This is a genomic window from Chryseobacterium sp. 2TAF14, assembly GCF_052115105.1.
Taxonomy (GTDB): domain Bacteria; phylum Bacteroidota; class Bacteroidia; order Flavobacteriales; family Weeksellaceae; genus Chryseobacterium.
Window position 1 is genome coordinate 1 of sequence record NZ_JBFRGA010000053.1, and the last position, 20,402, is coordinate 20,402.

A 20,402-nucleotide genomic window follows, 5' to 3' on the forward strand; every position below is an offset into this window, starting at 1 on the left:
CTATAAGGTAATTCCTTTCACATTAAACCCATCTTTTTTAAAAAATGTCTGGAAACTTATTTTAAACAAAAATAATTTCATCCTTTCTTTTGATTATCATTCTGTGGGAGCTTATCGTTTTGACGATAAAATGATTAAAATTAAGGTAAGTCCTAAAAACTCAAATAAAAATTTCGGCAAAAGAGATTCAGTAAAGGAAGCCGTTGAAAGTTTTTGCAAAACTCATGATTATTTTGCTGAGGTATACATCCAATTTTGCTATAATCTGAATGATCAGCCGATCAACAAGCTTAATATCGAATGGAAAAATTCGCCTTTCATCAAAATCGGGGAAATTAAAATTGAAAAAGACTCGTTACTTAATCCAAAAGGCTGTGAAAACGAACTTCTATCTTTCAATCCTTTTGAAAGCGCTGAAATCTTTCAGCCTGTCGGAAAAATTCAGAAACTCAGAGATGAAGCGTATAAAGTTTCGCTGCAGACGAGAAAGAAGATTAATAAGCTGTTGAAATATAGATAATGTTGTTGGTGGTTGGTTGATGGTTGATGGTTGATGGAAAGATCAATGGTGAATTTTGCTTCGCAAGTGAGTTGTGAATTTTAATATTCGTTAAATTTTAGAAATAAGAAAGGCTTTACGATTTGTAAAGCCTTCTATGTATTATTTTTTATTTAGTTATTCTTTTACTTCATCATCTTTCTTGTCGGGAAACATGATAGAAATAAGTACCGAAAGTACCAAGACACCGCCTACAATTCCTAATGAAACCGGAGATGAGATATGATACCAAGGTGCAATTAACATTTTCACCCCGATAAATGCCAAAATAATTGCCAATCCGTAAGGAAGCTTGCTGAACATATGAATGAAGTTCGCCAGCAAGAAATACAAGGATCTCAATCCTAAAATCGCAAAAATATTTGATGTATAAAGGATAAAAGGGTCGTTTGAAATCGCAAAAATAGCAGGGATAGAATCTACCGCAAAAAGAACGTCTGTAAACTCGATTACCCCAACAACAACCAATAAAGGTGTCGCCATTTTCACTCCGTTTTGCACGGTAAAAAACTTATCGCCATCATAGTTATCTGAAACTTTCCAGAAACTTTTGATCAGTTTTGCTCCTGCCGTATTGCTGTAATCTTCATCATCATCGTCTCCACCGTCACCCCAGGATTTGATTCCAGCATAAATCAGGAACAAGCCAAAAAGCGTCATCACTACGTTGATTCTCACGGTGTGACCAAAGACATTCATCTCAGGTAAATACGTTAAATCAATCAGTTCAACTCCAGCAAAAATAAAGATTGCCCTGAAAATCAAAGCTCCAATAATTCCCCAGAATAAAACTTTATGGTGTAAAAATTTTGGAACTTTAAAAAAGCCAAAAACCAGAATAAATACGAAGAGATTATCTACAGAAAGCGCTTTCTCAATCCAATAAGCAGCCTGATATTGTGTAAATTTTTCTACTGCTAAAGCATGACCTTCGGCCTGATTGAAAACCCAATATACAACTCCGGAAAAAACCATTGACAGCGAGATCCAAACAATTGACCAGATTGTAGCTTCTTTGGAAGAAACCTCATGACTTTTTTTATTAAAAACTCCCAAATCGAGAAGTAACATGATCACAACTGTTACCGCAAATCCCCACACCAAACCCGGGTGCAGTTCTAAAATACTTTGATGTTGTTCCACTTTAGTTTTTGTTTATTATATGATAAAAGCAATAGTTGTAAATATACAGCTATTGCTTATTTAAATCTATTTTAATTTCAATAAAATAATGCATTCAATAAATAAGTTTTGGCTAAAGCCAAAGATGAATTTATCTTAGTCTAAATGGGCTAAAGCCCATTTCTATTGAATGAACTAATTTTTCTATAAATATTTTTGCTGAACAGTTTGTACCGTCTGCTCTAATTTTTTATCTGAAGTAGGATCTCCGATCGCATTGAACTTCCATTCGCCGTTTCTCTTGTAGAAAACTCCCATCACCATTGAAACGTGACCGCTGAAAGATTTATCGTTTGCGATATCATATTTAGCAAAAACCTCTCTTACGTTTGTAGGAGTTCCTTCATAAATTCTGATTGACGCAAAAGGAATCGTTCCGAAATCCTGACCTCTGTAACTGTGTAAAACCATAGCAACATGCTCAACAGCAGGATCTAAATTAGCAAAATCTACAGTGATTACTTCGTTATCTAATCCGTCATCACCGTTTACATCACCCGTCAAATCATCGCCACTGTGTTTTACAGATCCATTTTTTGATTTTAAATTTCCGAAATAGATTACTTCCGTTGCATTTTTGTTTGAATCATATAAAATACAGCTTCCATCTAAGTCTACTGCTTCTTTTGAAGTTCCGCCGAAAAAGCTTTTCTTCTCGATTGCACCCCAGTTGATTCCTACGCAAGCCTGGGAAAGTGTCGTTCCGTTTTCTTTGGTAAGGTTTATTCTTTGACCTTTTTGTAAGTTAATAGCCATTATTATGTTAGTTATTTTTAGTTAATTAGTTAATATAGTTTTTCAGTCATTTAAATTTAAATTAAATGCAATGTCTGCAAAGATTTTTTTTAAAATTTGTTCTGAATATTTTTCGTTCGCAAAACGAAGTTTCGCCGATTCAAATAAGTTAAATATATATTTGAGGCAAAGTCGTTTGACTTCGTCGAATCTTCGATTTCACTTAGCTAAGAAAATTTGCATACTTAAATATTTTGTTTTTTGGTTTAAAGGAATGATTGTAAAATTCACATTTCACAATTGACCATTCACTTTTTTAATTATTTATATTCAAATTAAGCATTGCGCGAAGAATATTTGTCTCTTCGTTCACATCAAATATTTTACTCATAATATCAATGCTCTCCAGATTTCTGAGATAATCTTTCAAGACCGCCGTTACATCTGGTGAAAGTTCTTTTTTCCTGAATTCCATCGTTTCGGTAAGATCTTCGTTCTTTCTTTTCAGCTGATTGATGATTGAAATCTGATTTGATTCATTTTCATTGGTATTTAATGATTCCAAATCTTCATCATCAATCAGATACATTTTCTTTTCTTCAACATTGAAAACGAAATGCTCATCAGACTGAAAAATCTTAAACAATTCATACTCATCTCTTTCAACACGATAACCGCAGACAAAACGAACTTTAAAATTCTGAATATTGAGTTTTCCCAACAATTTTCTTTCGATGCAATAATCCTGATACTGGTAGAACGGGACAGAATTAGGTTTCAGTTTGTCTTCATCAAAATCTGTTCTGTAAAATTCTGCGGCATATTTTTTATGAAAATACAGCACATCATTCCAGTTCAGCATTGCTCTGTCTTCTGTGAGATCTTTGTAGAGATTTTTCAGATGTTCAGAAAAAATCCCGCTGTAGATCTTCCTGTCGGTTTCAAAACTGTCGGTCTTTTTTTCTTCGAAAGAAGCAATATATCGGTTATTGATATTGATTTCGTTGATAACAGCCAGCAAATCGTTTTCTTTTTTCTTTTTGATCTTGGTCAACAATTCGATGAGACTGTCGGTATACTGAAGATGAAATAGTTCAAGCTTATTAAAATCTAATGTCTGATTTTCATTAAATAAATTATGAATGATATCTGTTTTGATATAAATCGCAATGATATCAACATTTTCAAAGAAATTAGCCAGAAGTTTAAGCCTTGTTAATCTTCTTTTGCTTTGAGACATTATGATTGCAACCTCCTCATTCACCTTTTTACCCTCTTATTAACCTCTGATGTTTGCTTTTAATTCGTGTTCCAGACTTTGAAGATCCTGATCCAGTTTTCTTCTGCTTTCCGTACCTTGTTTTTGAATCTGTTTTACTTCATTCAATGTATTGATTAACATTGCAGTCGTTTCTTTCAACGTTTCAGCCGAAACAATAGTCTGTTCGTTTGCTCTCGCTACATTTCTTGAATTTTGACCGAGACGCTCTGCATTTTTCTTTAAAATATCTTCAGTAGTCTGAGAAACTCTCTGCTGAATCTCGATATTCTGCTGTTGTCTGTGCATCGCTACTGCCAAAGAAAGCTGGTTTTTCCAAACCGGTAAAGTCGTTGTCAAAATAGTTTGCGCCTTTTCAGCAATCGAAACGTTGTTATTCTGCACCAACCTGATTTGCGGAAGAGACTGCATCATAATCAGACGAACCACTTTCAAATCTGCCAATCTTCTGTCTAATCTGTTGATAAAATCTCTTTTGTCAGCAATCTGGTAATCGGCAAAATTCTGAACGTTGGCTTCCATTTGAGCTAATTCAACTGCAGCTTTTTCCATTCTTAAATTTCCGGCAATTACTAAATCTTCAATTGCTTTGATTGAATTCACATTGCTGTCGAAAATTGTCTGCAAAACTGCATTATCTTTCGTTGAAGTAATAATTCCGGCGTTTACTTTATGCGAAATCTGGTCGATATTGCTTGTAATTTTATCATATTTAGCGAAAAGATTATCAACCTGAGTCAGCATTTTTTTCATAAAAGGAATTTTGCTTAAAAAACCTTTTACTCCGCCGTTATTGATTTCGTCAACGTCAACATAATTTAATTCAATCAATAAATTATTGATCAATTCTCCTACTTCGCCTGAATTTGATCTTCTTACATTTCCTAAGAAACTGTCACTCTGATTTGCCAAAGTTTTTTGTAATTCCGAACCGAAATTTACAATCGATCCCGGATTTGTTTCGTCGATAGAATTGGCAACCATTTCATATTTTGCACGGTCTGCATCCTGAATCTGGCTTAAATTCACATTTCCGTCACGATCCATAAGAACGGGAGGAGCTGCAGGATCCGGTTGTAACGACTGACTCATTGAAGGTGTCGGATCGAAACTTTTTAAAGGCTCAATTGATCCTAACGGATCGTTTTGGTTATTTTGTTGATTATCCATAATTGTGATTATTGATACATTGATACAAATTTATCCAGACCTTCTCTCTGCCCGCTTCCAACCGCTTCAAATTTCCATTCGCCGTTTCTATTGTAGATTCTTCCGAATTCTACAGCAGTTTCGATAGAAAAATCTTCGTCTAATTCATATTTCAAAATCTCTTCGTTGGTATCTGTATTAAAAATTCTGATAAAAGAATTTCTTACCTGCCCAAAGTTTTGTCTTCTCGTATCTGCTTCGTGAATGGTAACAACAACTGTAATTTCCTTTACTGCAGAATCAATTTTAGTTAAATCAATTTTTATCTGCTCATCATCTCCATCACCGTCACCAGTTAAGTTGTCACCGGAATGAATTACGGCTTTATCCGGAGATTCAAGGTTATTGTAAAAAATAAAATGGTTGTCTGAAACCAATTTTTTGCTGTCATTCAACAGGAATAAAGACGCATCAAGGTCGAAAGCTCCGCCTGTAGATGTATTATTGATATCCCATCCTAATCCGATGGTAAATTTTGGTGCATTTATATTTTCTCTTTGCCCTTTCTGTAAGTTAATTGCCATAATAGATTTCTGTTTGTGTTAAAGTGTTTATGTTATTTTCGTATTCTTTTATTAAATGGTAATTGTTGCTTATTGCAAGCTCAATCAGGTCTTCTGTATGCTGTTTTTTAACATTTGAGGTAAGATACTCAAAATTTTCGGAATTTAAGCCTAAAATATACTTTACAATTCTCGTATTAAACTGAAAACTTTCTTTAGACATTACTTCCACCACATCCTGAACATTTTTTACCGTGTAATAATTGAAAAAGTTTTCAATCTTCGGATCAATCTCAAGATTCGTTAATTCCGCATAATACATAAAAAGAAAATCAGCATTTACTGCATATTGATTGAGAATYTTATTCACAGTGTACTCGTGGCTTCCGGTGATTTTAATATCATCGATGAAAATGCAGAGTTTTCCTCTCAAAAAATCTTTATCGAGATAATATGTGTCATTGGCAATCAGATTTTTACGGTCTTCAAAACTTAAAGTTCCGTAATCGGTTGTATACGTATGATTCCTGTTGATTTTCGAAATAATGCTCGACTTTTTCCCTTTTTGAAAAAGATAGAAATCAAGATGCTTTTTAAAGTAAAAACACAGAAAATTAGAAGCCGTCGGAATCGCCATATACGGACTTGGCAAAACCACGATTTCTTTATCAGTATCTAAAATTTCAGGATGCTGACTGATGAAACCGTCAAAAAGTTCCTTCGCAAATTTTTCAGCAAAAAATTTATCGCCATATTTAAAATAGCTGTATTCTGAGGGGCAAAATGTAAACTCCTCTGCAGAATTTATTTTATGTAAACTGTAACGCCTGTTCATAATTTATATTTGGTGTTTGAGTAGGTGTGCGTTGAATCCGAAATCTTTTGCGCCTTTGTAATCGGCAATCGGATTGTCTCCAATATGCAAAATCTGCTCCATTTGAAGCTCCTGATTTTTGATCTGATTTTTCACTTCCTGAAAAACCAGAGGATTGGGCTTAGAACATTTAATCTCATCAGAATAAATATGAAAATCGATGTACTGATCGAGGTTTTCGTTCATCAAAAACTTCCGCATGGTTGTACCTTTAATAAAGCCGGTATTGCTTAAAATATTGATCGTTTTCCCCTGATTTTTAATTTCATCAAAAAAATTGTGCAATTCGTCAAAAATCACCACAGGTTTATATTCTAAAAAAAGATCTTCACTTTTTTGGTAAAATTCATTAAAATTTTCTTGGGTGAGTTGCTTTATATCAACATTCAAAGAATTTAAAATTAACAAATAAATCTCGAAAGTATCGACATTTCCGCCGATAACCTCATTAATATTATTACAAAGATCATCATAATATTTCACTGTCTTTGCAACTTCATCAATAGGTTTATTCACATCAAAAAAAGAAGAAAAAAGCTCAACTCTTTTTGTCTTAAATTCGGGGTGAGATTTTATTAAAGTAAGCCATAGATCAAACGAAAAATGATCGTGCTTGTGAATGTCGATATCTGTTTTCAAAATAGGGTAAGTTAATTGTTATAGCTTTGATTGAAAAAGATTTTTCTAAATATTTTACATTTTCTAATCATCACTCTGTGTTTTATTTTTCAATTCCTTTCAAAGATAAAATTTTTCATTCAATCTTGATTTTTTTTAAGATTTTTTAAGATTTTAATAAAAGACGAACTAGATAAGGGTTTTACTTTTATAAATATTTTTTTGAAATTCTTTACGGTAAAATGATTTTTTAATGATTAATAACCTAAAAAACGAGGGCTGTAAATTTTATTTTACAGTCCTTGTTGGGTTATTGGGTGAATTGTTAATGATCAATTAGAAATTTTCTATTTCCCGCAGATCGCACGGATTTTCACAGGTTCTTTTTTTGGTATTTTACACTTTTGATTTTATTTTTTTAATCGCATTTTATACGATTCTATTTTAAATCGTCCCTTCGGGACTCTTCTTGTCTCTATAAAAACTCACCAAACTCTAAAACACTCCCACTCTCAAACTCTACTTCTCAGGCATTACTTTATACGTAGGATCATCCTGAATATTTACCTCTATTACGGCTTCGGCATTTTTTAACATTTTACGGCAGTCTTCACTGAGATGTTTTAAATGTAATTTTTTGTTTTGCTGAGCGTATTTTTTTGATAATTTGGCTAATGCATCAATCGCGCTCATATCTACAATTCTGCTTTCTTTAAAATCGACAATAATTTCCTCAGGGTCATTTACCGGATCAAACTTATCTGTAAAAGCCGTTACAGAACCAAAAAATAAAGGTCCGAAAATTTCGTAATGCTTAATTCCGTTTTCGTCAATGTGTTTTCTGGCACGAATTCTTTTCGCATTATCCCAGGCAAAAACCAAGGCAGAGATCACAACTCCAATCAAAACAGCTAATGCTAAATTGTGAAGAACAATGGTAATTAAAGCCACTGTAATTCCTACAAAAATATCGGATTTCGGCATTTTGTTGACAATCCTGATCGACACCCACTGAAAAGTACTGATTGCAACCATCATCATCACGCCAACTAAAGCTGCCATCGGAATTTTTTCAATAAACGGAGCCCCGACTAAAATGATAAATAAAATCGTAATTGAAGCAATAATTCCTGAAAGTCGGGCTCTGGAACCTGCATTTAAATTAACCAAAGTTTGAGCAACCATCGCACAACCTCCCATTCCGCCGAAAAAACCGTTGGTAATATTGGCTAAACCCTGAGCTACGGATTCTTTATTAGCGCTTCCTTTCGAATTGGTAATTTCATCGACCATAGATAAGGTTAAGAGAGACTCAATCAACCCAACTCCTGCCATAATTAAAGCATAAGGAAAAATAATCTGTAAAGTTTCTAATGAAAAAGGAAGATGCGGTATTTTAAAACTTGGCAAACTTCCGCTAATGTGGGCAATATCTGCAACGGTTTTGGTGTTAATATTAAAACCCATAACGATGGCGAAAACTACTAAAATAGCAACTAAAGAAGCCGGAACAACTTTGGTGATTTTCGGAAAAAAATAAACTACAGCAATCGTTAAAACTGTAAGTCCAGCCATTATATATAAAGAAGCACCTTCCAGCCAACTCACCACTCCATTTGCATCAATGATTTTAAATTGTTCGACCTGTGCCATAAAAATAATGACAGCCAAACCATTCAAAAAGCCGTACATTACAGGTTGCGGAATCAATCTTACAAACTTTCCGAGCTTGAAAACACCAACCAGTAATTGAAAAATCCCAGCGAGCGCTACAGTTGCGAAGAGATATTCTACTCCGTGAGATTTTATTAAAGCAATCAAAACAACGATTGTAGCTCCTGCTCCACCGGAAACCATTCCGGGGCGACCGCCCAAAACTGCAGTTACTAAACCCATCATAAAAGCAGCATATAATCCTGTTAATGGAGAAAGCCCCGCTAAAATTGCAAATGAAAGAGACTCCGGAATCATCGTCATCGCAACGGTTAATCCTGCTAAAATTTCGTTTTTAAGATTTATTTTTTTTGAAAAATCAAATAAAGCGAGAGACTGCATAGGGAAAATTATAAAATTATTAAAGATTATGACGATTTATTATTAAAATACAAATATGAAATAATACTTACATTGTTTTTTAATAAACCAGCTTATTTTTCATCTGCAAAAATAAGACTTCTTAACTGTTATTAGACGATCGGTATTCATTATTCAGCAGCGTATGAATTGTATTATATTGAAAATGTATAAGAAAGAAACAATATGAATTCAAAATTCAATCCTTTTGAGTATTTTTTAACAATCTATTTTCAACATAAATTAAAAATTCTTACTATTTATCTAAATAAAGAATAGTGATTGTTCGTATTTTTTTTTAATTTTGGAAAGTGAATCAGGTAAATATTTTGTAGTACAAAATAACATTATGTTACATAATTTATACAAAAGCGTTTGATAAGTTCAGCTTTTATTGAATTACTTTAAAATGTACTAATACCAAATTTAACATTTGAATTAAAGCTTGATTCAGAACCCAACCAAAAACACAGATTGGCGGAATCAACTTTTTACAAAACCAAATATTTAATATTATAAAGGAATTAAGCAACTGCTTTTTTTTAAATAAATTAAAAACTGAAAATTTGTTTCACCGTTTATTTAGAACTCAGAATCATTTCTTTATTACACAAAATGTAATTAATTTAAAAAAAATCGATTATTAGTAAATGTTGTACAAAAACATCCATATAGGTGAATATATCAAAGAAATGGTAGATCACAAGAACATTTCTATTGAAAGGATCTGTAATTTTCTGGCGAAAGATGAAGAGTTTGTTGAAAAAATCTATGAAAGCAAATCTGTAGACACCGAGATTCTTCTGAGATGGAGCAAACTGTTGGAATACGACTTCTTCAGGCTTTACAGCTCGCATCTGATTTTATACGCACCTCCTTCTGCCGTCAATAAAACCAATACTTCAAAATCTGAAAAAACACCACAATTCAGAAAAAACATATATACTCAGGAAATAAAAAATTTCATTCTGGGAAGAATAGAATCGGGTGAAATGACCCAGGCTGATGTAATTAAAGAATATTCTATCCCGAAAAGCACGCTTCACCGCTGGATTCAAAAGAAAAGCTAAATAACTAAACACACCAAATTTATGAAACCAAATTACAACAGAATTTACCAGGATCTTTTGCAAAAACAATATCCGGAAAAACTGGAATGCCCGAAAATAAGGGAACAATTAGACAAATTAGACTCTACAGAAGAGATCTTAAAGCTGAATGAAAAACTTTTCAAACAGAGCAAAGAAACTTCAAAAACCAATCAGCAGCTTAAAACGTACGACAAAAAAACAATGATGAAATTTCTGAATTATCAGAAAAAACACGATTTGTCGACAAGCTTTATGTCAAGAAAATACAACATCAGCCGAACTACTTTTTCCAAATGGAAAAAAATTCTTGAAGAAGAACTTCAAAACAACTCATAGAAACAAAAAAAACACTACTCGAAAGTAGTGTTTTTTGCTTTTTTAATTTTTATTCAAAACATCTTTTATTCCGTCTAAACCTTCGCTGAACTGGGCTAATAAAGCAATTACCTGCGTAATCCGGTCATTTTCTCCTAAACCTTTTATCGTCTTATTTTTAACAAAAGTTTTTTTGATTTCTTCCCAACGGTGATTTTCATCTTCCGAAATGATATTCATTAATTCTTTTAATTTAAGCATATTCGATTCTGCTCCGGTGGTCAAAGTCTGGGATTCATTTTGATAATGATTTAAAACAATTTGTATTACTTCTTCCTCTTTTAAAATAGGCTGAATCTGCGTAATCAGTTTGTTCATATTCCGGTAAGAACCCTGCAATTTGAAAGCCGGCTCGTTCCTGTATTCATCAGACATTGCCGCAGAATTAATGTATTGTTTATTAACTTTTAAAACAACATCTCTTACTTTCAAAGTATTTTCAAGCACTTTTCTGAAATCTGAAATTTCGTTTGAACTGAAATTTCCTGCCAAATCAACATTTGGTGAGTTCGATTGAATACTGTCGTACAGATTGTAAAGATTTTCCATTCCGAATTGCGTCAATCTCGTGAGGTAATCGTTTGACATCAAAGCATTTTCAATTAAGCTTAAATCAAACAATTCGGTTTTACTTCCTGAAATTTCTCCTAAATTGTAAGTATCCGAACGGTTTGCCAACATATCCGGAATTCTGAATTTCTCACCACTTTCCGTGTACGGATTTCCAGCCATTACCAAGCAAAAACGTTTTGATCTCAAATCGTAAGTTTTACTTTCGCCATTATAAATTCCCTCGATTTTTCTTTGTCCGTCGGCTAAAGAGATAAATTTCTGCAAAAATTCAGGATTACAATGCTGAATATCATCAAGATATAACATCACATTATCACCCATTTCCAAAGCTAAATTCAGCTTTTCAAGTTCCTGTTTTGCTCCGGCATTTTTCGCTTCATTCGGATCTGTCGAAACAATATCGTGACCAATTGACGGACCGTTGATTTTCATGAAAACCAATCCCATTCGGTCAGCCATATATTCCATTAACGTTGTTTTTCCGTAACCAGGAGGCGAAACCAAAAGCAACATTCCCATTCTGTCGGTACGTTTGTCGTTTCCGACTGTTCCTAATTGTTTGGCTAAATTGGCTCCGATTAATGGAAAATACACATCATTAATCAATCTGTTTCTTACAAAAGAACTTAAAACCTGAGATTTAAAAGTATCGATTTTCAGAGCTTTCTTTTTATCGTTGACCCATTTCGCCTTCAATTCCTGAAGTTGTTTGTATTTCGGAACAACCACTTCATTGAAATTTGATAAACGGGAACTGAATTCATAATAATTCAAAGCGTAATCGACATCTTTTTCTAAAGATTTTAAACCTCTCAAAACCGTTTCATAAGCAACATGAAGAATATTTTTAGCATCAAAATTCTGCGTTACAAAAAATACGGCTGCTTCTTTTTTAATATCATCTTCAAAGTTTGATTCTGAATTAAGCAAGAACGCWTTCAAAGCACTTTCCGCAATAGAAAAACAGGCTGCAGGATATTGTTTTAAAGCATTCAACTGGTCGATAAATTCTAAATCTTTTCCTTTTTCTTTTAAATCTTTTAAAAATGATTCATACAATAAACCTGCTTTTTCCGAAACCWAAAACGCCGATTTGTTTTCTCTTTTCAGGTAAATTGCCGCATTCAGATAATTTACTTCAGCAAAAAGATGATTGTTTTGGGCAAATGATTTTATTTCATTCGACAATTCTTCATTTAAATATTGAAAACCCTTATCTGTTGTAAATGATTTTGAAATTAAATTCGCCGCCTCAAACTGCTTTTGGTAATATTCTTTCCTTTCCTGATTCAAAAAATACCAAAACAACTGCGCTAAAGCTCTTTCTTTCGGCGTAAACTGCATCAATCCTAATTCATTGTGCATCTGCTGCAATTTTGAAACAATCGTCAATGCATCTTCATCGTGAATTCCTTTTACCAAACCTTCGCCAAAATGCTCCGTCATAAATTGTTGAATGGCAATTCGGTTCTGTTCTTCTATATTGATATTTTTATTTTGCGAAAAGACATTCCATGCTAAATATTCAAAACGTTTTACAATCTGATTTTCTGAAATATATTCCTGGTTCCAAACTTCTTTGTAATCTGAAATCGTTTCAAAATTTAAAGGCTCATAAAATGCAGTTCCCGTCAAATGATAATAATACTGAGCATTTCTTAACACCAAAGTCAGGTCTAATTTCTGACGGTTGACCGCAAATTTATAATCGCCCAAAGCAATTACATTGTCTCCGTCCGCATAAATTTCTTTTTTATCTTTAAGTTTTCTGACTGCTTCCTGCTGAGAAGTTTTCAATAAAGTCTGGATTTCTTCCGCTTTTGCAGAATCCTCCATTTCCATTAGCTGTCGGGAAATATCACGGACTTTTTCAACCATTAAATCAGTCGCAAAATAACCGTTGATTTCATTTTCAGAATCAAAAGATTCAGATTTTGTCTGAACTGATTTTAAAATTCGCTGCGCAGAATCGTATAAACTTTGGGTTCGCTTGTTTCGGGATTCTGTTAACTGAACTCTTTTATTTTGAAAATGACCGTAAACTTCTTCACGTTTTTCGCCAATCTTTTGGATAAATTCATCAAAATCAACAAACTTCGTTTCCATTTCTTCCAGTTGAATGGAAAGTTTGGTCAGATATTCGTCACATTTTTCGGGAGTTTGAGACAGTTCTAGAAAATTAATTACCGATTGATCAAACAACGTCATTTGTGCCTGAAAATCAGCAGACAATTCTTTCCCAGAAATCTCTCTTTTCCTTTTTGAAAGCTCTAATCGTTCCTGATTTAATCTTGCAAAAATCACCGAAATATTTTCAATAATCTGCGTAGATTGTGAGGTGTCTTCAATTTTTAAATTATTGACAATATCAACCAAAAGCTCAAGCTGTCCCGACAAATTATTGATTTCTTCATCAATCGTTTTGGCATCAATCGCTTTCTGCAAATTGATAATATTTTCAGAAATCTGCTGCGCTCTGTTTTGATAAGGAATCAACGCATCATCCTGAAGAAGGAAATTTACACACGCATTGGAAAGCTCTTCAGATCTTTCAGACAATGATTTTTCCAAAGAATCGAGAATAGCAACATCCACATATTTTAGATCTCTTGCTCCGATAATTTCTCCACGTAAAGCCCTGATTTGGGAAAGCATATCGATATATTCGGTCAATTGAGAATAGTAGTTTTACAATATCATCATACAATCCGCTGTAAGAATCTTTTTTATTTAAAAGCGTGATCAATTCCTGACTTTCCGCCATCACTCTTACAATATCCTTATTTCCGATTTTGTATAGAAGCGTATCTGATTTTTTTGTATTCGGCAGCAATTCTTTGGAATACGGAGTCTGCCAAATTTGGGCTAAATGATGCTTCGTGGTTTCTACACTTTCTCTTAAATAAATCAGCTTCCCGTCACTCAAAACTGAAAATCCGCTGCAACGGATCGGTATTTCGATGGTCTGGCTAATGATATTATACGAAATCAGCTGATAATTATTGGTTTTATCATCATAAAAAACATACATAAAATTTTCACCGTTTGGTTCCTGAATGGTTTTCAGATAGTGAAGCCGGTTGACATCCTGAGAAATTACTTTTAAACCTCCCGTCTGCAAAGCATAACCATTTGAAAACAAAACGCCCTGATTTTCCGGAAGCAAAACCGCAGAATACTTCAGCGTATCAACTCTCGAAACCGTTTTTTCTTTATGATTGTAAATAAAATACCTTTCGTTTTCCTGATAAGGCTTGATTTTCAATAAAACCAGATTATCCAGGTCACAAAAATGGATTTCCGCATCATCGAGATTCTGATCTTTATTAATGACTTCTTCAGAATAAATTCCCTTGCCGGTATCAGTATTATCTTCGATTTTTATGGTTAAATCTCCACCGATTGATTCCACAAAAACTTTATCAGCCAAAGAAACATGCGGAAATTTTCCGCTTCGCTGCATATCTCTGGTCGCTTTCGTCCATGCAAAACCATGTTGAGTCGGATACGTCACTTCTGAAGCGCTCCGTGAATCAACATACGTCAACTGATTGTCTTTAATCAGCCACTTAAACGCTTTGATATCTGACGGACTTTCCGACAACTGAAAAACCATGTACAAATAGTTTTCTGTAAAATGAAAGCGTGCAAAGAATGTATTCCTGTAATATTTATACAGATTTTTGAACTCGTYAATAAAGATTTCATCCCCAATTAAAGAAGAATTTTGTGGTTCAAAGCGATTATTATTGATTTTATAAATTGAAAAAACATCAGTGATATTGATCTCCGTCTGTAAACCCAAATGTGCATTTGAGCCAAAGATTAGAATATCTTTCAGTGAGAAAATATCTTTGGCAACGCAATTGTGCTCCGTAGAAATTCTTTCGTTGGCAATAAGTGAAAAGTCTACACCGCCGAAAATTTCCTTACGGCTTTCGTTCAGCTTCTGAAGCCTTTGAATGAGGTCGTTTTTCTGTTCATTCAAACGGTTCTGAATTATTTCGTATGTCCCTGAATTTAATTGTTCTGACATATTTTGAGATATTAGATGTTAGATGCTAGATTTCATACTACCATCATCATGTTAAAAACATTTATTTTTTTTAACCATTAAGGTTTATTAAGCAGTTAAGAGTCATTAAGTTTAGCTTCGCTTTAGTTTCACGCTTATTAAAATAATCTATTGATTTTCTTAAATAAACTTAATACCGTAATAACCTTAAGGCTTAAAAAAACTCTCAAAGCATCATTGAAAATCATACAATGAGAGTTTTACAATATAATTTTAATGCAACTTATTGATAGGATTTTATCCTATCCTTTAGTAAATCGTCCCTTCGGGACTCTTTAAAATCTATGGTTTATCGGATCGGTTTTTGATCGATGCCTAGATTTCTTGCCATATCCATTGCTCTGTCGAGAAGTCCTCTTTCCTGCTGATTGGCAACACCGTTCAGTTTAAAAATAAGACTTGCAATGCTCATATTTTTGATATCTTCGGAAGAAACGTTGTATTTTTCAACCATTCCCATTACTTTTTCGATGATGTTTTCGCCGTCACCTAGAAGATTTTCTTTTACTAAAGTGGCATTTTCACTGTGGCTGATAAATTTATCCAAACCTTTCCCTGCAGAAACCTGGCGAATCACATTATCAAAGAAAGTATTATCTCCACCTACAATGTCAATTTTTGCAGACTTGAATGCTTCCGCCAAAACTCCCGCCTGAGCCTGTGCAATATCTTTCTGAATTGATATTTGCGCCAATTCTACTTCTTTTTCTTTCGCCAAAGTCAATCGGAATTCTTCGTGATCTTTTCCAGCATCGTTGAGTTTCTTCATTGCTTCTGCTTTTTCGGTAATTCCAGCCGCTTCTGCCAAAGCTTTTTCTTTGATGACTTCCGCCTGAGCAATTCCTTCTTTCTTCACGGCATCTGCTTTTTTCTCGATAACAACCGCTTCTACAATTCCCTGTCTTTCGGCTGCATCGGCTTTTGCATGAAGAACCTGAGCTTCAGATAAACCAACCGTTGCTTCTTCTTTTGCTTTTGCATCAGCGATGATTTTACGGGCTTCAGCTTCTTTTTCAGCAGCATCTCTTTTCGCCTGAGCTTCAATCACATATTTCTGAGCATCTTTTTCAGCAGCTAATTTTCTTGCTTCTGCCGCTTTTGTTTCCTGAATCAATTTCTTCTCAGCTTCCTGGGTTGCTAAAGTGATTTCAACCTGCTTCGTTCTGTCGGCCGTTTTGAAAGCTTCCAGATCTTTGATGACCTGCTGTTCTTCAACTACGGTTTTTTCCATGGTTAAACGCTCACGGATTGCATCCTGAATATTTTTCTTCTCAAGTTCGATTGCTTTTTCTTTTTCAATCTGAGCCAAAGAAACAATTCTTTCTCTTTCGGTTGCTTCCAACATTTTGTCTTTCTGCACTCTTTCGGTTTCAACCAAATCTGCACGTTCTTTATTTTTAGCAGCGATAACAACCTGTCTCAATTTATTTTCTTCTGCAATCTGAAGTTTTTCTTCGGTTGCAATACGAACGGTTTCATACTTTAACCTTTCTTCTTCATTGACCTTTAAAATTTCAGCATTTTCACGGGCCTTAATATTGGCAACTTCTCTTTTCTGAGATTCTTCTTTTTCCGCCAACTGTTTTTCCAATTCTAAAATTGCTTCACGAGCTTCAACATTCTGCTTTGTGATTGTTTTTTCCTCGTCTCTGCGAACCTGATTGGCTTTGATATTTTGTGTCGCCGTTAATTCAGTAATCTTTTTAATCCCTTCAGAATCCAAGATATTGTCTTTATCTAAATTCTCGATTTTTGTCTGCTCTAAATAATCGATCGCACAGTCATCTAAAACATAGCCATTCAGGTCTGTTCCGATGATATCTAAAATTTCCTGACGGAATTCACTTCTCGCTTCGTATAATTCAATAAATTCAAATTTCTTACCTACCGTTTTCAAAGCTTCAGAAAATTTAGCCTCAAATAATTCTCTCAAAGTATTGATATCCGAAGCTCTCTGACAACCGATGGTCTGACCCACATTGACAATATCATCCACCGATTTATTTACTCTGATAAAGAAAGCCACCTGAATATCGGCTCTCATATTGTCTTTACAAATCAGCCCAGCTCTTCCTTCTCTGGCGATTTCCAGTTTTTTTACTGAAATATCCATAGATTCCATTCTGTGGATGACCGGAATTACAATTCCTGCGTTGAAGAACACTTTCGTACCTCCATAACCCGTTCTCAAAACAACAATTCCCTGAACCGTTTTTTTATACATTGATAAAATCCAGAAAATCAATCCAATGGTTGCCACCACAATGACAACGATTCCTACAATTAAAGGTGTATTCATATTTTTATAGTTTATTTATTTTTAAATGTGTTTTAATTTACTCTAACATTTTGAACCATTAAGGTTTATTAAGTTTTTAAGTTGGATTAAGGAAATATCTGCAGATATTTTTTCAGCGCTCACTTAATCAGATTAATCCGACCTTAAAAAAATTTCAAATCTTCAGTTTCTTAATGTTTCAATTTTTATTTTTAAAATTTAATTTCTTTTGCCACATAAAAGTATTTCCTTCCAATCGCTTCGTCAACAATATAAACTGTTGTTCCGTATTCTATCTTCTCTCCGTCTTTGCTTTTTACCATTAAAGTCATTGGGTCGCTTCCGATAAAAACTTCGAGAATTCCGATTTTGTTTCCGTGAATGGTTGATTTCATCCTGCCTTGTCTTCCTAAAAAGTCATGAGAAATTTCTCCTTTGTGATTGATTTCCCTGAAAAAAGGATTTAATGGCTTTAAAATTAATTTCGTCAATAACATACTGAAGAAAAACATCGGAACAACCAGCAATGCTGAAATCCAGATTTCGAAAGAAGCAGAAACCTCGAGATAAATTGAGCCCAACCAAGTGAGGAAAAGCGATATCGTCAGAAAATACGTAATCGGAACAATATCAAGGTTCAGAAATTTCAAAAAATGAATCCATCCGGAAGCATCGTTCGGAATATGAACATGACCATCGGGTGCATTAGTATCAATATCCAAATCAGCATCAAGGCCAATATCAATATCCAGACCTGTAATAATCGTAAAAAGCCAATAAATAACCGCCAAAATCAGCAGCACGCTCAAAACAGTATTGACCGGCGAAAAAGCTGTTGTTAAAAATTCCTGAAAGGTCATATCTAAATTTTTTTTTAAAATTAAATTATCGACAATAAATATTTATTTTTAATTAAATATCCGTTAAATTTCAATCAAATCAATACGTTTCATAGTTAATTATTTTCGATTGTACACAAATATAATAAAATTATTCTAAATTGCAAATATTATTAGCAAATTAATTAAAATTAATCTTACATTTGCAAAAAAGATTAGAACTTATGAGTTTTTTCGGAGCTAATATTAAAACAATAAGACAGGCAAAAGGTTTAAGCCAACAAGCTTTTGCAGATTTGTTTGATTTAAACAGGGGAGTTATTGGCGCTTATGAAGAAGGTCGTTCTGAACCAAAAATATCTACACTTTTAACTGTAGCTCATTATTTTAATCTTGATTTGGATAAATTTTTAACTGTTCCTTTAACTATTGATGATTTAAATAAACCTGAGAATTTTGAAAAGTTTCAGCTTTCGTTTGATACAGAATTACCTTATCAGGAAAACAGCTTTGAAAATAATTCCAAATATAATTCACTGCAAAAAGCATTAGCAAATATCGATTTAATCTATGAATTCACTGCAAACACATTGCTTTTATCAAATTATAAAATTGGAGACTTTTTGTTTTTAGTTAAGTCGAATATTGCAGAAGAAAATCCTGACACTTTGCTTTTTACAGAGAGCGGAAACTTAAAATATCTTTCTTCAATTCCGAAAGAATTACATCCGGAGAAAGAAGTGTATAAAATTGCCGGCTATCTTTCAGCAGATCAAAAAAATATCCTCTCCAGTATTCTGGAAAGGATTGAGGTTTTGGAAAAAAATAAAAGGTAAAAATCAAGAAAAGAAAAGCGGGGCAACGTTTTGCCGGAATCGAACCGGATAATCTTGCAGTAATTACCTGCTTCATTATTCCTCCCCTTCAAATGGTAACGAAGTATCTTTTCTCTACGACACTTTTATTAAAACAAAGCAACAACCGAAAAGCGTATCGTGCTCTAACCAACTGAGCTACTTTTCCTATTTAGATTTTGCGCTTGTGGAAAAGGCAGGACTCGAACCTGCGACCCCGTCGTGATGAGCGAAGTAACACTATTCTACGGCATTTGTTTTTATTTTTAAAAGAGGCAAAAGGCGAAAAAACCACGAAACAACAGGTCATTAAAGACCTATTTTTATGGAGTCGAACCAATATCATAAGATTAACCGAAGTAAGCTTTTTCTAACGGCACTCTTTCTGTAAATTCAATAAAAAAGAGGTAAAAATCGAAAGACTTCCCAATCTTTTACAAGATTGTTTGGGCTCGAACCAAAATTATATCCAGAAGTAAGCCTTTTCTACGACACTCTTTATTATAAAATCAAGGTAAAAATTAAGAATCTTCCAGTGCTTTTACTCTACCAACTGAGCTACTTTTCCCGAAGAAAAGGCGGGGTTCGAACCCGCGACCCAAAGATTAAATATCGAAGTATGATTCTAAAACGACACTTGATTATTTTTTATTTTTTAAACCGAGCAATTTTTAAAAAGAGTTTTAATTCAAGTGAAAGTCGAAGGAACTCTTTTTTACGGCATCGTTTTTTTTAAAGTAAGGTAAAAAATCAAACAGAGACTTTGTATGCGGCACGTTACTTATTACGCCATTCCGAATTTTCGGAAGCAGGATTGGAACCTGCATAACCGCTCTTAACGAAGAAATTCTGTTTTACGACACTTACTTTTTTTGTTGAAGCAAAATTATTGCTTTGGTGCGCATTCTTTTTACGCAGTTGAAATTTATTTTTCAATATTTATGTTTTGTTCGTTTTGCCTTGAAGCAAAAGAACCAAAAATTCAAGACTTGGAAACTCCTGCTAAAAATAATCTATACTCTCTAAAAATTCTAAAACTTGCCCAAATTCAATATTTGTTTTTCGATTCGATATCTGTGTCACGCTTCAAACAGTAGAATTTTCTTAACGTTCGTATCGTTTATTTTCTTAACGCCTACATTTCCTATGTCGTCATTGCGAGGAGCGGAGCGACGAAGCAATCTTTAAAATATTAATTAAGATTCTTCACTTCTCTGCGTTTCGTTCTGAATGACAAACGTTACGATTATTCTGAAGTCTTCGAATAATTAACGAAGTCTTAGTT

The 20,402-nt window shown here is 33.8% G+C and carries 16 protein-coding genes and 1 pseudogene; 4 read left to right on the forward strand and 13 right to left on the reverse strand.

What is annotated here, in order from left to right; all coding sequences use genetic code 11:
- A pseudogene (locus AB4Y90_RS07945) lies at positions 1 to 520 on the forward strand (catalase); the annotation flags it as partial.
- A gap of 156 nt (positions 521 to 676) precedes the next feature.
- Here AB4Y90_RS07945 and AB4Y90_RS07950 read toward each other — a convergent pair.
- The 8 genes from AB4Y90_RS07950 to AB4Y90_RS07985 all read right to left on the reverse strand — a co-directional run bounded on the left by AB4Y90_RS07950 (position 677) and on the right by AB4Y90_RS07985 (position 9,014).
- Positions 677 to 1,702 carry a TerC/Alx family metal homeostasis membrane protein gene (locus tag AB4Y90_RS07950; RefSeq protein ID WP_441556872.1) on the reverse strand — a complete coding sequence of 342 codons (1,026 nt, stop codon included), beginning with the start codon at positions 1,700 to 1,702 and terminating at the stop codon, positions 677 to 679.
- A gap of 183 nt (positions 1,703 to 1,885) precedes the next feature.
- Positions 1,886 to 2,497, reverse strand: a complete 612-nt coding sequence (locus tag AB4Y90_RS07955) for a TerD family protein (RefSeq protein WP_441556873.1) — start codon at positions 2,495 to 2,497, stop codon at positions 1,886 to 1,888.
- A 295-nt stretch (positions 2,498 to 2,792) separates the two neighbouring features.
- The gene (locus AB4Y90_RS07960) at positions 2,793 to 3,740 is read right to left on the reverse strand and encodes a hypothetical protein (RefSeq protein WP_441556874.1); all 948 of its coding nucleotides are present in this window, start codon (positions 3,738 to 3,740) and stop codon (positions 2,793 to 2,795) included.
- Positions 3,741 to 3,755: 15 nt separating this feature from the next.
- A complete protein-coding gene (locus tag AB4Y90_RS07965) occupies positions 3,756 to 4,925 on the reverse strand; it encodes a toxic anion resistance protein (protein ID WP_441556875.1) in 1,170 nt (389 codons plus the stop codon).
- Between the two features lie 8 nt (positions 4,926 to 4,933).
- Positions 4,934 to 5,488, reverse strand: a complete 555-nt coding sequence (locus tag AB4Y90_RS07970; protein ID WP_441556876.1) for a TerD family protein — start codon at positions 5,486 to 5,488, stop codon at positions 4,934 to 4,936.
- The gene (locus tag AB4Y90_RS07975) at positions 5,478 to 6,302 is read right to left on the reverse strand and encodes a phosphoribosyltransferase family protein (RefSeq protein ID WP_441556877.1); all 825 of its coding nucleotides are present in this window, start codon (positions 6,300 to 6,302) and stop codon (positions 5,478 to 5,480) included. The genes AB4Y90_RS07970 and AB4Y90_RS07975 overlap by 11 nt, the downstream gene beginning before the upstream one ends.
- A 3-nt stretch (positions 6,303 to 6,305) precedes the next feature.
- The gene (locus AB4Y90_RS07980) at positions 6,306 to 6,980 is read right to left on the reverse strand and encodes an HAD family hydrolase (protein WP_441556878.1); all 675 of its coding nucleotides are present in this window, start codon (positions 6,978 to 6,980) and stop codon (positions 6,306 to 6,308) included.
- 498 nt (positions 6,981 to 7,478) lie between these two features.
- The gene (locus tag AB4Y90_RS07985) at positions 7,479 to 9,014 is read right to left on the reverse strand and encodes a SulP family inorganic anion transporter (RefSeq protein WP_441556879.1); all 1,536 of its coding nucleotides are present in this window, start codon (positions 9,012 to 9,014) and stop codon (positions 7,479 to 7,481) included.
- Between the two features lie 668 nt (positions 9,015 to 9,682).
- Between AB4Y90_RS07985 and AB4Y90_RS07990 the strand changes: the two genes are divergently transcribed.
- Entirely contained in the window at positions 9,683 to 10,102 is a 420-nt protein-coding gene (locus tag AB4Y90_RS07990) for a transposase (protein ID WP_441556880.1), read from the forward strand.
- 21 nt (positions 10,103 to 10,123) lie between these two features.
- On the forward strand, positions 10,124 to 10,459 hold the full coding sequence (locus tag AB4Y90_RS07995; RefSeq protein ID WP_441556881.1) for a helix-turn-helix domain-containing protein: 336 nt from the start codon (positions 10,124 to 10,126) through the stop codon (positions 10,457 to 10,459).
- Between the two features lie 42 nt (positions 10,460 to 10,501).
- Here the strand turns inward: AB4Y90_RS07995 and AB4Y90_RS08000 are convergent, their stop codons facing one another.
- The 4 genes from AB4Y90_RS08000 to AB4Y90_RS08015 all read right to left on the reverse strand — a co-directional run bounded on the left by AB4Y90_RS08000 (position 10,502) and on the right by AB4Y90_RS08015 (position 18,284).
- On the reverse strand, positions 10,502 to 13,726 hold the full coding sequence (locus tag AB4Y90_RS08000; protein ID WP_441556887.1) for a DUF7902 domain-containing protein: 3,225 nt from the start codon (positions 13,724 to 13,726) through the stop codon (positions 10,502 to 10,504).
- Positions 13,623 to 15,107, reverse strand: a complete 1,485-nt coding sequence (locus tag AB4Y90_RS08005) for a DNA repair ATPase (protein ID WP_441556882.1) — start codon at positions 15,105 to 15,107, stop codon at positions 13,623 to 13,625. Before AB4Y90_RS08005 ends, AB4Y90_RS08000 begins: the two co-directional genes overlap by 104 nt.
- Before the next feature lie 328 nt (positions 15,108 to 15,435).
- Positions 15,436 to 17,445, reverse strand: coding sequence for a flotillin family protein (locus tag AB4Y90_RS08010; protein ID WP_441556883.1), 2,010 nt, complete (start codon positions 17,443 to 17,445; stop codon positions 15,436 to 15,438).
- A 191-nt stretch (positions 17,446 to 17,636) separates the two neighbouring features.
- The gene (locus tag AB4Y90_RS08015) at positions 17,637 to 18,284 is read right to left on the reverse strand and encodes a hypothetical protein (RefSeq protein WP_441556884.1); all 648 of its coding nucleotides are present in this window, start codon (positions 18,282 to 18,284) and stop codon (positions 17,637 to 17,639) included.
- Positions 18,285 to 18,487: 203 nt separating this feature from the next.
- On the opposite strand from AB4Y90_RS08015, the gene AB4Y90_RS08020 reads away from it, so the two are divergent.
- On the forward strand, positions 18,488 to 19,099 hold the full coding sequence (locus AB4Y90_RS08020; protein WP_441556885.1) for a helix-turn-helix domain-containing protein: 612 nt from the start codon (positions 18,488 to 18,490) through the stop codon (positions 19,097 to 19,099).
- 795 nt (positions 19,100 to 19,894) lie between these two features.
- Here AB4Y90_RS08020 and AB4Y90_RS08025 read toward each other — a convergent pair.
- Positions 19,895 to 20,053, reverse strand: coding sequence for a hypothetical protein (locus AB4Y90_RS08025; RefSeq protein WP_441556886.1), 159 nt, complete (start codon positions 20,051 to 20,053; stop codon positions 19,895 to 19,897).
- Between the last annotated feature and the right edge of the window lie 349 nt (positions 20,054 to 20,402).

Bases quoted from the DNA above. Each gene is read 5' to 3' on its own strand.
- AB4Y90_RS07955 (WP_441556873.1), bottom strand. From the start codon at position 2,497: ATGGCTATTAACTTACAAAAAGGTCAAAGAATAAACCTTACCAAAGAA.
- AB4Y90_RS07965 (WP_441556875.1), bottom strand. From the start codon at position 4,925: ATGGATAATCAACAAAATAACCAAAACGATCCGTTAGGATCAATTGAG.
- AB4Y90_RS07970 (WP_441556876.1), bottom strand. From the start codon at position 5,488: ATGGCAATTAACTTACAGAAAGGGCAAAGAGAAAATATAAATGCACCA.
- AB4Y90_RS07985 (WP_441556879.1), bottom strand. From the start codon at position 9,014: ATGCAGTCTCTCGCTTTATTTGATTTTTCAAAAAAAATAAATCTTAAA.
- AB4Y90_RS07990 (WP_441556880.1), top strand. From the start codon at position 9,683: ATGTTGTACAAAAACATCCATATAGGTGAATATATCAAAGAAATGGTA.
- AB4Y90_RS07995 (WP_441556881.1), top strand. From the start codon at position 10,124: ATGAAACCAAATTACAACAGAATTTACCAGGATCTTTTGCAAAAACAA.
- AB4Y90_RS08010 (WP_441556883.1), bottom strand. From the start codon at position 17,445: ATGAATACACCTTTAATTGTAGGAATCGTTGTCATTGTGGTGGCAACC.
- AB4Y90_RS08015 (WP_441556884.1), bottom strand. From the start codon at position 18,284: ATGACCTTTCAGGAATTTTTAACAACAGCTTTTTCGCCGGTCAATACT.
- AB4Y90_RS08020 (WP_441556885.1), top strand. From the start codon at position 18,488: ATGAGTTTTTTCGGAGCTAATATTAAAACAATAAGACAGGCAAAAGGT.